This window comes from Ruminococcus sp. MCC718 (assembly GCF_018783905.1).
Taxonomy (GTDB): domain Bacteria; phylum Bacillota; class Clostridia; order Lachnospirales; family Lachnospiraceae; genus Hominisplanchenecus; species Hominisplanchenecus faecis.
Genome location: NZ_WQNP01000025.1, coordinates 1 through 16,234, shown reverse-complemented (window position 1 = coordinate 16,234; position 16,234 = coordinate 1). Strand labels below are relative to the sequence as shown.

The 16,234-nt window shown below is 43.8% G+C and carries 15 protein-coding genes and 1 tRNA gene; 3 read left to right on the top strand and 13 right to left on the bottom strand.

The annotated features are described in order from the left end of the window. Window positions 1-125: 125 nt before the first annotated feature. The 11 genes from GPK60_RS03465 to GPK60_RS03415 form a co-directional block, all read right to left on the bottom strand. Window positions 126-1,001, bottom strand: coding sequence for a hypothetical protein (locus tag GPK60_RS03465; protein ID WP_330589921.1), 876 nt, complete (start codon window positions 999-1,001; stop codon window positions 126-128). Between the two features lie 594 nt (window positions 1,002-1,595). Next, the gene (locus GPK60_RS03460; protein ID WP_215658860.1) at window positions 1,596-3,473 is read right to left on the bottom strand and encodes an NlpC/P60 family protein; all 1,878 of its coding nucleotides are present in this window, start codon (window positions 3,471-3,473) and stop codon (window positions 1,596-1,598) included. Window positions 3,474-3,758: 285 nt separating this feature from the next. Beyond that, window positions 3,759-4,382 carry a V-type ATP synthase subunit D gene (locus tag GPK60_RS03455; protein ID WP_022118308.1) on the bottom strand — a complete coding sequence of 208 codons (624 nt, stop codon included), beginning with the start codon at window positions 4,380-4,382 and terminating at the stop codon, window positions 3,759-3,761. 10 nt (window positions 4,383-4,392) lie between these two features. After that, on the bottom strand, window positions 4,393-5,766 hold the full coding sequence (locus GPK60_RS03450; RefSeq protein WP_022118309.1) for a V-type ATP synthase subunit B: 1,374 nt from the start codon (window positions 5,764-5,766) through the stop codon (window positions 4,393-4,395). A gap of 11 nt (window positions 5,767-5,777) precedes the next feature. After that, window positions 5,778-7,544 carry a V-type ATP synthase subunit A gene (locus GPK60_RS03445; protein WP_022118310.1) on the bottom strand — a complete coding sequence of 589 codons (1,767 nt, stop codon included), beginning with the start codon at window positions 7,542-7,544 and terminating at the stop codon, window positions 5,778-5,780. Next, on the bottom strand, window positions 7,537-8,124 hold the full coding sequence (locus tag GPK60_RS03440) for a V-type ATP synthase subunit E (protein WP_173866843.1): 588 nt from the start codon (window positions 8,122-8,124) through the stop codon (window positions 7,537-7,539). The genes GPK60_RS03445 and GPK60_RS03440 overlap by 8 nt, the downstream gene beginning before the upstream one ends. Window positions 8,125-8,139: 15 nt before the next feature. Continuing rightward, complete coding sequence (locus GPK60_RS03435; RefSeq protein ID WP_022118312.1) at window positions 8,140-8,448, bottom strand: V-type ATP synthase subunit F; 309 nt, start codon at window positions 8,446-8,448, stop codon at window positions 8,140-8,142. Between the two features lie 33 nt (window positions 8,449-8,481). Further along, entirely contained in the window at window positions 8,482-8,925 is a 444-nt protein-coding gene (locus tag GPK60_RS03430) for an ATP synthase subunit C (RefSeq protein WP_022118313.1), read from the bottom strand. A gap of 80 nt (window positions 8,926-9,005) precedes the next feature. After that, window positions 9,006-10,952, bottom strand: coding sequence for a V-type ATPase 116kDa subunit family protein (locus GPK60_RS03425; RefSeq protein WP_022118314.1), 1,947 nt, complete (start codon window positions 10,950-10,952; stop codon window positions 9,006-9,008). Next, complete coding sequence (locus GPK60_RS03420) at window positions 10,949-12,007, bottom strand: V-type ATPase subunit (protein ID WP_215658859.1); 1,059 nt, start codon at window positions 12,005-12,007, stop codon at window positions 10,949-10,951. Before GPK60_RS03420 ends, GPK60_RS03425 begins: the two co-directional genes overlap by 4 nt. 4 nt (window positions 12,008-12,011) lie before the next feature. Beyond that, entirely contained in the window at window positions 12,012-12,323 is a 312-nt protein-coding gene (locus GPK60_RS03415; protein ID WP_022118316.1) for a hypothetical protein, read from the bottom strand. A 535-nt stretch (window positions 12,324-12,858) separates the two neighbouring features. Between GPK60_RS03415 and trmB the strand changes: the two genes are divergently transcribed. After that, window positions 12,859-13,509, top strand: coding sequence for a tRNA (guanosine(46)-N7)-methyltransferase TrmB (trmB, locus tag GPK60_RS03410; protein ID WP_215658858.1), 651 nt, complete (start codon window positions 12,859-12,861; stop codon window positions 13,507-13,509). A gap of 66 nt (window positions 13,510-13,575) precedes the next feature. Beyond that, window positions 13,576-13,716: a hypothetical protein gene (locus tag GPK60_RS03405; RefSeq protein WP_022118016.1), complete on the top strand. Its 141-nt coding sequence runs from the start codon at window positions 13,576-13,578 to the stop codon at window positions 13,714-13,716. A gap of 118 nt (window positions 13,717-13,834) precedes the next feature. On the opposite strand, the gene GPK60_RS03400 is transcribed toward GPK60_RS03405, so the two are convergent. Then, window positions 13,835-15,067 (bottom strand): AI-2E family transporter, encoded by a 1,233-nt coding sequence (locus tag GPK60_RS03400; protein WP_215658857.1) that lies wholly within the window; start codon window positions 15,065-15,067, stop codon window positions 13,835-13,837. A 179-nt stretch (window positions 15,068-15,246) separates the two neighbouring features. Between GPK60_RS03400 and GPK60_RS03395 the strand changes: the two genes are divergently transcribed. Then, window positions 15,247-15,319 (top strand) — tRNA-Lys (locus tag GPK60_RS03395). Between the two features lie 218 nt (window positions 15,320-15,537). Here GPK60_RS03395 and GPK60_RS03390 read toward each other — a convergent pair. After that, a complete protein-coding gene (locus GPK60_RS03390; RefSeq protein WP_252191280.1) occupies window positions 15,538-16,089 on the bottom strand; it encodes a tyrosine-type recombinase/integrase in 552 nt (183 codons plus the stop codon). Between the last annotated feature and the right edge of the window lie 145 nt (window positions 16,090-16,234).

The window sequence follows — 16,234 nt, the reverse complement described above, 5'->3', positions numbered from 1 at the left end:
CACTTTTACGTGCCCTTCGGGGAATTCGTTCATTTGCACATGCACTACTATTCTTTTGCAAACAGTCTTTTAAAACACTCAGCATTTCAATTCTTTACACCTGCCAGGAAACCACCGACAACTTTTTATTTACCTGTTTCACGAAGCCATTTTTTTACTGCTTCCACATCTACTTTCAATGCGAGGGCAATTTGCTCAATCGGCACATGAAGTTCTGCAAAAGCAATAGCGGCATCTTTTTTTGCAGTATTAAGTCCATCAGCTACACCAGCTTCATATTCAGCTTTTCTGAGTTTTCGTTCTTCCTCTTCTTTATCGTATTCAAATATACTCATCGAGATCACCTCCGATTTATTTGCACGAAGAAATTCGGAGAGAATGTTATTACGGATACATTCATCAACAGCCAGCTTGACTGCTTCATTCAATTCCAATTCCTCCGCATATTTACGGACACAATTTACATACTGTGCATATTCTCTTAAAGTCTGGCATTGTTCCATCAGCTCTTCATTATGCCCTTCGTTGATGTTTAAGGTCAGAACTTCCAGCTCCAGTTTTGGTTCACCGGACAGATTTTCAAAAGCTTCCGACAAATGGTTTACCCAATGATCTTTCTTTTTTTCAGTTCCATTATAAAATACGATAAACTGTGGTGCCGGGACTTTCAGCAGGCATGAAGAGTAAAGCGATTTATGATCGACCAATTTCTGATATTCACTGGAAATATAGAATAAATCTCGCAATGGCATATTTGGACTATAAGTAGACTGATGTTCATACAGAAACAAGTCTGTACCGATGATGAAAGCCAGATCATTTTTCATTCCCATATAAATGGCATTTTCCAGTGTGATGATTTCCAGTTTTTCCGGATCATCATAATGAGAACCGCTGACTGCATTATAAAGAGATAATAAATTTTTGCGGTCAGAAAACAGCATACGGAATACCGTATCCTTGTAATTACGGTTTGCAGTTGGTTGTTCTTTTTTAGCCACAGGCAGTACCTCCTTTTTGCAGGAGCGTACAAAAATGTGCCAGCCATACGGTCTATGCTTTCTTTTTAACAGTTTGAAACTCCTGCTTTTTAAATTGATTTGTTTGATTGAAAAGCATGAATTTCTGAAATGTGATTAGAAAATATAGATGGCAGGATGCCAAGAACGTTAAGAAATATGCTTTGAAAGTATATTATCATATAACTCTCATTATTTCAATATATTTTTAAAAAACAATTAAAATCAACATAAACAATAAGAAACTAAAATTATACGATAGAAGTGTAAATTGTGCCAGACAACAAAAGACAGAGGCATAGTGACGGCAGCAAGTTTCCGTTACTCTATCTCTGTCTTTTTCTGTTCTGTGTTTTGTACCCTGGCCTGAAGGACTGTTCCGCTTAAGCGACCCCTGGCAAGCCAGGAGCTTTTAACAATGTGCAAAATGAACAATTCCTAAGAAGGTACTCGAACATGGACGGTACTTAGCGACCGTATTTTGGTCGGTTATGTACCGCTGCCAATGTGAGGTAGCGAGAGCGTGCCTTCGAGGAATTCGTTCATTTGCACATTCCAAAACCTCTCTGCACTTGCTTACCAGTAGCGTACAATCGCACGGATCGTAGCAAAGTCAAATGGTGAGGTCTTAATACCGCCCACCGGGTAAGCTGCCTCTGTAGAGGCGTGTACAATCAGCCCGTTTCCGATGTAAAGCCCAACGTGTGAGATTGGCTGGTAATAAAATACCAGATCTCCGGGCTGGATATTGTTGATGGAAATGATTTTTGCGGTAGCATATTTGGTTGTTGTGCCATCGTAGCCGATTGCCTGCTGGTCGGCGGTACGAGGGATCTTGATGCCAAAATGGCTCATGACGGACTGCGTAAAACCGGAGCAGTCTGCACCGTTTGTCAGGCTGGTTCCGCCGTAAACATATGGATTTCCGATAAACTGAGTCGCATAAGCTGCAATTTTGGAACCGAATGTCAGATCGGAATCGGAAGCATTCTGGTCAGTCATATATCCATTTGCATCGAAAGAGTAGAATACGTTGTCAATGATCATGATCTGGCTCTTGACCATTTCACCGGTCGTCGGAAGAAAATAGAACGTTGCGACGCTGTTATTATACCATCCTGTAACCATGACTCCGTTACGGTCAAATAAATAGGTTTTGCCGTTCAGGGTAACAATACCGGTTGCTTTGCTTCCGTCGGAAGTAAAATAGTAAGTCTTATCATCAATCTGCAGTTTCTGGCTGGTAACTCTTGCACCAGTTTCTCCTACATAATAATTGCCTACCCACTGGTTGGTGAGGACAATGCCGTTCTCATCTGTATAATAATATCTGCCGCTTGCAGAAACGACCCACTGGTTTTTTGCTTTCTGGTAATTGGAATCCAGGAAGTAGGTTTTGCCTTTCTGTGTCCAGATTCCGGTAGAACGTGTCTTTTTGGTACGGTTTCCCTTTTTGTTTATATAGTAAGCACCTACCCAGCAGCTTTTTGCCATCTGACCGTTTGATTTCAGGTAGCGTTTGCCGATCCAGGTATCGGTGACCATTTTACCGTTTGCATCAAAGTAATAATATTTGCTGCCAATCAGTACCCAGCCGGTCATCATCTTTCCGGTTGTCGGATGGAAATAGTAAGTGTCGGCACCGATCTGAGCGAAACCATAAGTACGTTCACCGGCGGCATTTACATAATACTTTTTGCTGATGATCCTGTTGGTGTACATACGGCCTTTTTTACCGAAGTAATAATATTTGCCTTTGATCTTTTTCCACTTTCTCGGTGCAGAACCGTCTGTTTTAAAGAAGTATGTATAGTTGCCGATCTTGTTCCAGCCTTTCAGCATCAGGCCGGTTTCAGCATCAAAGTAATAATATTTGCCGTTGTATTTGAGCCAGCCACTGTAACGTTCTCCAGTTTCGGTATTAAGATAATAAGTTTTGTCACGGATACGAAGCCAGCCTTTTGCAAGTTTACCTTTGTAGTTGTAGTAATAATACTTACCATCATTCTCTACCCAGGTATTTTTGTTTTCCGTCACGCCGGGAGTCAGGATGTCAGAACCGTCTGCAGAAGAAGGATCCCGGACAATGTTTCCGTTTGCATCAATCGTGTAACTTTGATCCCCGGAGGTAATCACAGTGCTTGCAGCCATGGAGCCGTCAGCAGAAAGATAATATCCATCTACCCAGCGATTGGCGAGCAGCCTGCCTTTTATATCAAAATAGTACCATTTTTTATCGATCAATTTCCAGCCGGTTACGGCGTATTTGTTTTTTTCAAAATAGTAAGTATACTTACCGATCTGCTTCCAGCCAACAGCGTAGCCCGGTGCAGCCTTGATGGTATACCAGCGGCCGTTTGCATCTGCCCTCCACTTTGCTTCCGCTTTCATAGAAGGACTGACTGTGCCAAGTGCTGCTGCTAAAAGCATGGTAACGATAATCTGCTTTTTCATAAATTGCTCCTTTTAAAAATCATGAAGATCAAGATTTTGAAATCATGTTAAATATATTACAAAATTATTACATAAGAATTTTACAGGATTTAGCTTAGAAAGTCAAGAGAAAACACATATTCTGACAGGTAAATGTCAGCAGATCTGACCGGGATCACATTCCGGGTCTTAAGTGTGTTCTGCCTGAATAAAGATTTTACGTCTGAAATATGAGAGAACTGTGGGAGAAAAAAGACAGAACCCAGGGGACAAAAAATTGTCCGCCAGGTTCGGGAAATCCACTTGTTAAGCCTTCTTGCTCTGCATTCTTTTGATGACTTTCAGTCGGGTGAATTCTTCACGCTCTTTTTCTTCCAGTGCATTCTGAATGTCTTTTGTAAGAACGGTATAACGTGGGATGGTAATATTTTTCAGAGCGTTGGCACGCTTCTGGGTTTTTTTGATATTGTTTGCCAGCCGGTAAGCTGAATTTTCGATCATGGAAAGCTTGATGGAAAGCTGCTTTACTTTTTCAAATGAGGCTTTTGCCTGGTCCAGTGCAATGTTTGTACTGTAGTAAGCGTAAGTCGGGAAAGCAGGTCTGGTATCAGCTTCTACCAGGGGGATCTCCGTACCCATGATACTTCTTGTGCGGATGCGGATCGAATCCTCAACCGGTACGGAGTAGGAGATTTCTTCCACAAGGCTGATACCCAGTTTGATGTTTGCCATCTGCAGTGCGGCATAAGCCATGCGGAAGGTAGAATCAATTTCTTTCTGAATGGATTCGGCCTGCTGGATGAGTCCCATAAGTTCCCTGATCAGAATATTTCTTTTTTTGTCCATCAGCACATAGCCCTGTTTGGCAAGTGCGAGGGAGTTTTTTGCCAGAATTAAATTGCCCTTCGTAGGGAAGGTATTCGGATCCATAGGCTCACCTCTATTCGTTATAATATTTATCCAGGATCTTCGTATCGATACGGTCAAGTTCTTCTCTTGGCAGCATACGCAGAAGTTTCCAGCCAAGATCAAGAGTCTCAACGATAGAACGGTTCTCGTCCTCACCCTGTCCGACAAAGGTATGCTCGAATGCCTGTCCGAATTTCAGATAGGTTTTATCCAGAGGAGAAAGTTCGTCCTCACCGATAACGGATGCCAGGGCTCTTGCATCTCCAACTTTTGCGTAGCAGGAGAATAACTGGTTTGCAACATCCTGATGATCTTCTCTTGTGTAACCTGCACCGATACCGTCCTTCATCAGACGGGACAGAGAAGGCAGTACGTTGATCGGCGGGTAAATTGCCTGTCCGTGCAGCTGACGATCCAGTACGATCTGACCTTCGGTGATATAACCGGTCAGGTCAGGGATCGGGTGTGTAATATCATCATTCGGCATAGTCAGGATCGGGATCTGTGTTACAGAACCTTCGACGCCTTCTACGATACCGGCACGTTCGTAGATTGTAGCCAGTTCACTGTAGAGGTATCCAGGATAACCTTTACGGGAAGGAATCTCACCTTTTGAGGAAGAAACCTCACGCATGGCCTCTGCAAAGGATGTCATATCGGTTAAGATAACCAGGATGTGCATGCCTTTTTCAAATGCCAGATACTCTGCTGCGGTGAGGGCAACCTTCGGTGTGATCAGACGCTCTACAACCGGGTCGTTTGCCAGGTTCAGGTACATAACTACGTGGTCAGAAACACCGCTTTCTTCGAAAGTCTTGCGGAAGAATTCTGCTACGTCATATTTAACACCCATAGCTGCGAAAACGATCGCAAATTTCTCATCGGAATTATCACCCAGAGAAGCCTGTTTTACGATCTGAGCTGCCAGACGGTCATGTGGCAGACCATTTCCGGAGAAAATCGGAAGCTTCTGTCCGCGGATCAGAGTGGTCAGACCATCGATCGCGGAAATACCGGTACGAATGTAGTTACGCGGATATTCACGGGTAACCGGGTTCAGCGGCAGACCGTTTACATTGATGTGTGCTTCCGGATAGATATCACCCAGACCATCGATCGGCTGTCCGATACCATTGAAGGTACGGCCGAGGATGTCCAGTGATACGGCAAGCTCCATCGGATGTCCGGTCAGCTTTGTGTGGGTATTTTTAAGGGACATACCTTCATTTCCCTCAAATACCTGGATAACGGCTTTGTCTTCGTAGAGCTCTACGATACGACCGAGTTTCTTTTCGTTGTTATCCACAACGATCTCTACGATTTCTTCAAAGGAGGCATTCTGCACGCCTTCCAGAACGACCAGAGGGCCGTTGATCTCGTTCAGGCCTAAATATTCTATTGACATTTCTTTTCCTCCTAAGCGTTCTTTTCAAGTACTTCGTCATAGAAACGATCGACTTCTTTGCGGTAGTCATCGAACATATCCAGACGGTCATTTGGAACATCGTATTTCACGGAAATGATGCGGTCAAAAATGTTGCTTTCTTTCAAAATGGACATCGGCATACCCATGGTAACCAGGGCTTTTGCCTTTGTGTTCAGATACAGGATCAGGTCCATCATCAGGAACTGTTTGCGGATCGGAACACAGGTATCGTCTTTGTGGAATGCATTCTGCTGAAGGAATCCCAGACGGATGACTCTGGCGATCTCCAGTGTCAGTTTCTGGTCATCCGGAAGTACATCACTACCAATCAGTTTTACGATCTCCATCAGGTTGCTTTCCTGGTTCAGGATCGCCATCAGCTGATTTCGTTCGTCTACGAAATTCTTGTCGGCATTGTCACGGTACCATGGTGCCAGGTCATTTACATATTCACTGTAACTGGTCAGCCAGTGGATAGCCGGGAAATGTCTTGCATATGCCAGGGATTTATCCAGTCCCCAGAAGCAGCGTACGAAACGTTTGGTATTCTGTGTGACCGGTTCGGAGAAGTCACCGCCCTGAGGGGAAACCGCACCGATGATGGAAACACTTCCTTCGGAGCCGTTTAAGGTCTGCATCATGCCGGCACGCTCGTAGAAAGCGGAAAGGCGGGATGCCAGGTAAGCAGGGAAACCTTCCTCTGCAGGCATTTCTTCCAGACGTCCGGACAGCTCTCGAAGTGCCTCAGCCCAACGGGAAGTGGAGTCTGCCATGATCGCAACGTCGTAACCCATATCGCGGTAATACTCAGCCAGTGTGATACCGGTATAGATAGAAGCCTCACGGGCAGCTACCGGCATGTTGGAAGTATTGGCGATCAGAGTAGTACGATCCATCAGAGGTTTGCCGCTTCTTGGGTCAACCAGTTCAGAGAACTCTTCCAGAACCTGTGTCATCTCGTTACCACGCTCACCGCAGCCGATGTAGATGATGATGTCGGCGTTGGACCATTTGGCGATCTGATGCTGTGTCATGGTTTTTCCGGTACCGAAACCGCCAGGGATAGCAGCAGTACCACCTTTGGCGATCGGGAACAGAGTATCGAGGATACGCTGTCCGGTGATCAGCGGTTTGCTTGCTGCGAATCTTGCAGCAGTCGGACGCGGAACACGGATCGGCCATTTCTGAGCCAGTGTCAGTTTTTCTTCTTTTCCGTTTGCAAGCTGAACGGTTACGATCGGTTCGTTGATCGTGTATTCTCCATCCATTGCAACTTCCAGCACAGTACCGGAAATGTTCGGAGGAACCATGGATTTGTGGACGATTGCCTGTGTTTCCTGAACTTCTGCGATGATCGTGCCGCCAGAAACAAATTCACCCGGTTTTACGGTGATATGTGTCTGCCATTTTTTCTCCGTATCCAGAGAATCAACGCTGACACCACGGCTGATGTATTTACCGGAGGATTTTGCAATCTCACTTAACGGACGCTCGATACCGTCAAAAATATTGTTGAGGATACCAGGGCCAAGTGTTACGGAAATAGCATCGCCGGTAGCTTCTACCGGGTCACCAGGACGAAGTCCTGTGGTTTCCTCGAAGACCTGAATGGTCGTGATATCGTTTGTCAGACGGATAACTTCGCCTACCAGACGTTCTTTTCCGACGTAGACCATTTCAGCCATCTGAAATCCTGTGTTGCCTTTCAGGTAAATAACAGGACCGTTAATGCCGTAAATAGTACCTGTTTTATGCATTTGTAGCACCTCCGTTAAATGAGAAGTCTGCTTTTAACTTTTCCAGTTTGGAAGCGAAAGAATTGTCGATCAGGATGTTGCGATCCTGAAGAACGGCTCTTGTGCCGCCCATAAAGGAATATTCAGAAACGGTAACAGGAGCTCCGGTTGCGACCTGGAGACTGGAACGTTTGTCGGAGTCTGCAGGGTCAATGTAAAGGATCAGTTTTCCGGAACCGGCCTCTTTCTGAATGTTTTTGATCTGTTTGATCAGCAGCTGCTGATATGCTGAAGTAGTCATGTAATCTTCAAGCAGCTGTTTTACTTCGACAAAAAGCTTTTCTTTCAGTTCATTCTGTTTCTGTGTGATCTTACGCTTGATCTGAAGCTGCTCTTTGGAAAGAGCCATATTGTTGTTTCTCTTCAGATTGTCGCTTTCTGTTTTTAACTGTAAATCAGACTGGCGAAGAGTGGTTGCTTTGTGTTCTTTTTCTACCTTGTCCAGATTTACTTTATATTCTTCAATCATGGCAGAAGCCTGTTTTCTGGCCTCTTCCAGAGAAGATTCTTCAAAATATTTAAGCTTTTCTTCCGTAGTCAAAATATCTCACCTTCTTTATAATTTTATTCCGATTGCTTCGCTTACATAGGAAGTGATAAAGTCCGGTTTGCGGCCGGTACCGTGGCGGTCAGGGATTTCGATAAGAAGTGGAAGACGGCGGTTTAAGCGGACATCATCAATAATATCCGGAAACTCCCGACCGAATTTTTCGGTCAGGAGAATAATACCGTTTTCTTTATTGGCAATCGCGTCTTCCAGTGCTTTACGAAGTTCCGCACGTTCGTGCACGATACAGCCTTCTACGCCTGCCAGACGCATGCCGGTCAGAGTATCGACGTTATCACTGATTAAGAACATTTTCATAAATTAATTGCCTCCTGATATGCGAACAGGAAATTAAAGTTTACCAAGGATCATGAAGGAGATGATCAGACCGTACAGAGCGATACCTTCGGCCATGGCTACGAAGATCATGGATTTACCAAAGATGCTTCCGTCTTCACTGATAGCACCCAGAGCAGAACTTGCTGCGTTTGCAACGGCGATACCACCACCGATACAGGAAAGACCGGTTACCAGTGCAGCTGCCAGATAACCCATACCAGCTGCCAGACCGCTTGCAGATGCAGAAGCAGTATCAGCTGCCAGTGCTACAGAACCGTCGCCTGTGAAGATCATGATAACGGCAAGAGCCATGGTTCCAAAGAAGAGGAAGCAGTTGATGCCAAGTGTGGTTTTGAAGCGTCCACGGTTCTTTTCACCGATCAGAAATGCTGCGGTTGGTACGACGATGCTCAGAAGCAGTGCTGCGATAAAAATGAATTTTGTAATAGTTGACATAGTAATTTCCTCCTTAATCGTGTGTGATTATGAACTCACAAATATAAAATATTTTATTTCCGTTATTTTGCTTTTAAATGTTAATCAACGGATTTTTTAACAAATGGTGTGAATGGATGTCCTTCGCCTTTATAGAAACGGCTGAACATTTCGTAGTATTCCAGACGAAGTACCTGGATACCAACGATCAGACCCTCCATTGCACATACAAAAACGTTACCAAGTACGATAACGATCCAGTTGATGTTTCCGGATTCGGCTCCGGCAAGCATCAGGACTACTTCCATCATAGCTGCGTGGCTGACGGCGAAAGCACCGATACGCACGAAAGACAGCGTGTTGGAGAAGTAGCTCAGTAATACATCAAACAGTTCGAAAAATGCAGTTACAAGGAACATGCCTTTTTCTTTTGGCATAGCATCTGCTTTTTTCTCGACCAGTTTACCGAGCGGCTCTTTGAAGCCGATCAGGATCAGCGGAATGAGGAACATAACCACCAGAACACCGGCTGCCGGGATGGCATGACCTGTCATAAATAAGAAAACGACTGCAACGATCGCACCGTAGAATACAAAACCGGCGATACCGTTTGTATCAAAAAAGATGTTCTCAGCATCTTTTCTGCGGACTGCATTGATAATATGCAGAACCATCGTTGTCAGGATCAGGAACATACCAAATGCGATGGCAACAACGAAAGCGGTGTTCATAGTACCGATAAACGGAAGCGTTGTCATTGCATCCTTCGGATGCATCCAGAGTGCAGGTATGACATCCTCAAAACCGAAGAAACTGCCGAACAGGAAACCGAAGATCGTAGAGAAGACTCCGGCACTGCTTAAGCATGCTGCGAGTTCCATTTTTTTGAAATGGTAGAGCAGGGCACCGCCGATCACCAGGCAGAGTCCCTGACCGACATCACCGAACATGGCACCGAAAATAAAGGAATAGGTCAGTGCTACGAAGATGGTCGGGTCGATCTCATTGTAAGACGGAAGACCGTACATACGAACAAATAATTCAAACGGACGGAAGATACCAGGGTTTTTCAATTTGGTAGGCGGTGTCAGTGTGCTGTCTTTATCCTGATCTTCATTGCTTTCGATCAGACAGAACAGATTCTTGTCATCGGCTACGTCTTTTTCAAAACGAGCGGCATCGCTTTCCGTCATCCAGCCACACAGAATGTAGAAGACCTGTTTACCTTCTTTTGTGCAGGCTGCAAGTTTACGCACATCAAAGTTTGAAGTGAGTGAACGGAATTTGTCTCTGCAAAGCAGGACTTTGTTTTTGTACTCGTTGAGCAGTTTCGCACTTTCTTCACGGCACTCCTGAAGCTGGACATCAAGATCATGGATATCAGACTGAAGTTTTGTACCGACTTCCTGTGGAATACCTTCGTATTCATCCGGAAGGTGGATGCGTTCAAAGTGCAGGGAAGAAAATACGGCATCGATCTGTCCGGCTCTGCCCGCCGGCACAAAGTAAACACCCCATACATACTGCTCATCTTCGCTGCAGCGATAGAACACGGTGTCCAGATTTTCGTAGACATAGTGCTCCAGTTTTTTGTAGTAATCGCGTGTGATCTTACCGAAACGATATTTGATAAACTTAAACTGCAGTACGCTGTGAATATCAAAATCGAATCCAAGGAACGGTCTTAAACGTTCATAAGAAGCTTTCAGATCTTCCTTCTTTGCTTCCAGAGCATTGGTTCTTGTATAAATATCAGAAAATTTGCTTTCCAGAGTTGCGAGAGTCTCAGAAGCTTCTTCAATCGAAATAGTGCCGGTTGGGTTTTCCTGATTTTTATCCGTACCGAGCATGGAAGCGAATTCTTCTGCTTTTGTGAGCTTGTCTTTATAAGGATTGATCTCAATATAAGGACGAAGAGACTTGACAGTCTTAAGCTCGGAAAGAGCATTTTCCAGATGAATTTCGTATTTGGATAAATAGTCATTCACCACACGGTCGATGTCTTCTTTCGGACCGGTAACGCTCAGAAATTTCATTTTCTCAATCAACGATTACACCCCCTTTTCAGATTTGAAATATATTTTTGCGTCTCACTGGTCGGAAGACCGTATCGGATGCACTCAAGCGTGGTTGTGAGGTCGTCAACCTCATGTTCTTTCTCATAGAGATATGAAATGATAACTGCAATGGAGAATGGATCCTCCTTTGCGTTCTTACGCTGAACACGATAACGGATCTGATAATAGGCATCGTCCAGTGAAAGTTTTGCTTCCTCCGGGAAATGTCGTCCGTAGTAAGTATTTCTGATGGCTGCGGTCAGTTCATCTGTAGTTGCAGCTTCGACCATCTCTTTGATCTGAGAGGTCTGAAGACGGTACTGGATACCGATCAGATGTGCATAGACGTCCGCATTGCTCATGTTGTAAAAATGCTTGGAACGATAAATCCAACGTATGTTCAGCAAATCCATTTTGACACCGTAATCGTCCATAAAGATTCTTTCTTCGTCACGAGTCAGAACCTTTTTGCGGCTGTCCCAGAACCATTTGAAATAGCACAGGTCAAGTGCCATCTCGTAATCCCACAAAGTAGGTTCGGACAGACCGGAGAGAAGAGATAAAGGACGATAGTAGATGCTTCCTTTCAGAAGGCTTACAAACTCATCCAGAGTTTTACAGTTGGAAAGAGCGGTCAAATTGATGTCCGAGTGTTTTTCAAAGAAATCTTTGAAAATATCGAAATTCAATTCAACATCTCTGTGGTCAAATACCATTCGCATACAGGTTTTCAGAAGTCCGATCTCGTATCTGCGGAAGTACAGATCCAGGATTTTACGCTGATGTATGGTTGCGAAACGGTAGATACTCTGGAAATCCGTGTAGATTGCGTTTGTGAGCATTTTCTCGATCTCTCCGCGGTGCAGGGAATTTTCGTTGGAATTTGCGAAAATACCAGCATAAGCGGACTTTGTTTTCAGAAATCCGATGGCATCGGAAACGGATGTCAAAGAGGCGAGATGCTGAAAATCTTTAGCGGTCAGAAGCTTCCTTCGCATACCGCGAATCTTGGTTGATGTACCGCTGTAGGCTAACAGATTTCCCATAATTTTACTCCTCGATCATTTTTGCGATCAATCCGGCAGCAAGCTTTTCATGATTCTGATTGTAATCATTTTCGATTGCCTGAATCGAATCTTCAGTTGCTTTCTGCAGATCGGCAAGACTTTTTTGCATTTCTTCATTTAAGCTGGAACGAATCTGATCAAGCTTCTCCTGCGTAGCTTTCTCAGCCTCTTCATCAAATGCCTGAATACGTTCACGCATCTGCTGTTCCAGTGCCTTCTTTTCGTTCTCGGCAGCCTCAATGATACCGGCTGAGGCCTCTTCGATTGAAGACAGACGCTTGATGACGAGATCCATGTGCATCCCTCCTTTAGTATAGTATAGTTGCAGCTTTGAAATTCAAGCTGAACATATGCAAAAGCACAGCCCAGCCTACAAAAAAACTGCAGAAGTTTATTGCCCTGACACTTCTGCTTTTATATGATTATTGCCAGACAACCGTAAAATCATGTTCACAGATACCTATTATAAATAGGTAGTCCTTTTTTCACTCCGTCTGACAGCTTACATTATACACGATTTCCACTTGATTTCCATATGCAAAATTCTCAAAAAAATAAAAAAATTTTATGGTTGTTTTGCACAATTAGAATGGATATGATAGAATACATGGGTATAACTCAGAAGAAAGTCAGTGATACCTAGTATATAAAATTTATATGATGCCAGGGCCAAAAGGTCAAAAAGACGATGCAAGCTTGCTTGTGAGAGTACGCAGTACGGAACAATCCGTATGGCATCAGTTACTGACAAATCTCAATGTCATAAATGCCAGGGTCAAAAGCCTGAAAGCACGATGTGCTTGCACAAACATAAAATTGGAGGAAAATAAATGCGTTTAAGAAATATACCGGGAGCGGATGAAGTGATCAGAAACTGTGACTGGGTAATCAAGGAAGCGGCAGATAAAAAAGGAAAATGGAATACAGTATTTGGAAATGAAAATCCGATCCATATCGAAGTTGGGATGGGAAAAGGGCAGTTTATCACTGAGATGGCAAAGAGAAACCCACAGATCAACTACATCGGAATCGAGCGTTATACGAGCGTTCTTCTGCGTGCCGTACAGAAAAGAGAGCAGCTTCCGACAGAAGAAGCCCTGCCGAATCTGCTCTATCTGTGTATCGATGCCAGTGAACTTCCGGAAATCTTTGCAAAAGACGAAGTGGCAAAGATCTACCTGAATTTCTCAGATCCATGGCCGAAGGATCGCCATGCAAGACGCAGACTGCCGTCAAAAGAATTTCTGGCACGCTATGACCAGATCCTTGTGCCGGATGGCAAAGTAGAATTCAAGACCGATAACCGCGGACTGTTTGATTTTGCACTGGAACAAAGGGAGATCGCCGGCTGGAACCTGGACGGCTGTACCTTTGACCTGCATCATGATGAAAACATGAATGAAGGCAACGTGATGACCGAGTACGAAGAAAAATTCTCAAGTATGGGAAATCCAATCTATAAAATGATCATCAGCCGGTAAACAGATGTCATATTATATAGAAACGAAATAGAAACCGGACTATCCGTTTCGTTCGGTGGAGGAAAAATGGCACGAAGACAGAATGTTCGTGATCGCATTGGCATGGCAGTCTATGAAAAGAAAAAGCTGAACAAGAAACTGGTGACCATGCAGAAATCTTTTCAGGAAGTAAAGCACCTGATCGGGGATGAAAAAAAGAAAAAATAAAAAGAAGGCGTTTACAGCGGAGAATTTCCGGTGTAAACGCCTTATGTTGTTTCGGACTAGTTTTTGATGCGGAACGTTTTCGATTTTCCGCAGGCAGCCAGCAGATTTTTACTTTACATCAGTGCTTTGTACTATCAAACTCAAACGGCTGCAGATGTTCCGGAAGTGATTCGTCACGCTTTTGAAGCTGATGGTTGATAAGACGCTGGATCAGATAGCGTATAAATGCGACTGCCGGAACACCGAGGAACATACCAAGGACCCCGGCAATACTGCCGCCGACCGTGATGGCGAAGATGATCCACAGCGGCTTCAGACCGGTAGAATCTCCGAGGATTTTCGGTCCGAGGATCAGACCGTCAAACTGCTGTAATACAAATACCATGACAACAAAGATCACGGCTTTGAGCGGACTGATAAAAAGCAGGATGATCGCACTTGGAATGGCACCGATGAATGGACCAAAATAAGGGATCATGTTTGTGATTCCGACGATTACGCTGATCAGCACGGCATAAGGAAGTCTCAGGATCAGCATCAGTACAAAACAGAGCACTCCGATGATCGTAGAGTCGATCGCCTTTCCGACGATAAAACTGCTGAACAGACGATTGGCTTCTGCAGAAACATCCAGGATCAGCTGGATATATTTTACCGGGACAAATGCATAGACAACAGCTTTACAGGAATTGATCAGAGGTCGTTTGTCAGCCAGCATATAAATGGAAACCATGATCGCAATAAAGAGGTTCAGCACCCATTTAAGGATGGACATGGAGATCGAATACAGTGCCGGTATCATATTTGCGGCAAAATCCTTCGCATAGTTGATAAAGTTCGGGATCGCATTGTTGATCGTATTTCTCAGCACTTCCGTATCCAGCGAAGGGAAACGCTCTTCTAAAGTATCAAAGAAATGATAAAGCTGCTGTGCCGCAGTCGGAATAAAATTGACCAGATCCGTCAAACTGGTGATAATCTGCGGGATAACACCGAAAAGTACGATCACAATGATGCCGATCACAAGAACATAAGCAGTGATGATCGCCAGGATCTTACAAAGAGCATCACTTTTAATCTTACATTTATCACGGAACAGCTTGTAAAAGCGGGCAACTGCCGGGTTCAGTATGTAGGCAATCAGAGCACCGATGATAAACGGCATCAGAACAGCCAGACCTTTTTCAATATTTTTCAGTGTCGTGTTCCAGGATGTGATCAGATTGATGATGATCGCACCGAAAAAGATGACAAACATCGTGTAAATACAGATTGTAAAATAACGGTTATTGGCCGTAAATTTATTTTTCTTGATGTCATCATCCGATTTGTTTTGTTTCTCCAGATTCATGGGCATCCCCCTTATAAAATGTTTAAAAAACGAGTTACTTCTAATTATAAAAGGCACGGAAAATTAGTTCAAGTGTTCTTTCTTAAAAAAACTATAAAAAAACTTAAAAAAAAGCTTGCAATTTGTAAAACCATATATTATAATATGTCTTGCGTTCGAGGTAACGCAACACAAGATATGCGCGATTAGCTCAGCTGGCAGAGCACCTGACTCTTAATCAGGGTGTCCAGGGTTCGAACCCCTGATCGCGCACTATAAAAGCACTGTTTTGGATGACAAGTAGAGAGCATCGGGGACGGTGCTTTTTTTCGTGCAGTTTGCACAAAAGAGAAGTCCCACTTCACGCCGATCAGGGTGAGCAGGGGACTTGCAAGTTGTGGATTCTGCCGAAAAGTTTCACAGGCTTTATGTTTGGGCGTTCCGCCCGCTTCTTTGTTTCTTGCGTATCAGCATAGAAACCTTACAACGTTTCAAAATCCCATTATTTTATCTAAATGAGATATGTGGGATGTACTGTAAATGACTTGATTGGCGATATGTAAATAACGTTCGGTGGTTTTGACATCTTCGTGACCGAGAATCGTAAGAAGTGCGTATATATCCATACTTCCTTTTTCGTTGTACTGATCTATTAAGAAGTTTGTGGCAAAATTGTGCCTTAATCTGTGAGAGCCGAACTCAAAGGGCAACTGTGCCGCCAATTTGTTCATAAACAGTTTGACAGCGTTTCTTGTGATCTGCAAACCATCTTTCGAACAAAATACATATTTCTTATGATACGGACATTTTGCAAAATATTCTTGGAGAAACTGCCGACTCATATTCCCTAATGGCACAAACCGCTCTTTTTCACCTTTTCCAAACACTTTCAAGATTTGTCGGGACATATCCACATCACAGGTTTTCAAAAGACAGGCTTCGTTTTGTCGCAAGCCACTATCTAACATGAGTGATACAATCGCACAGTTTCTTAATGAAAGCCAAGAATCGTCCTTGTGTATAAGTGCAAAGATTTGTTGCAGTTCCGTGTTTGTATAGATATGCGGATTTTTCTTCGGACTTTTCGGGACTTTAATTTTCTTTGTCTGTAAATCAAGCCTGCAAATAAAAAGTCAAGGCTAAATTGAAGAACATTGAAAATTTTATACAGGTTGAAAATTAGGTATC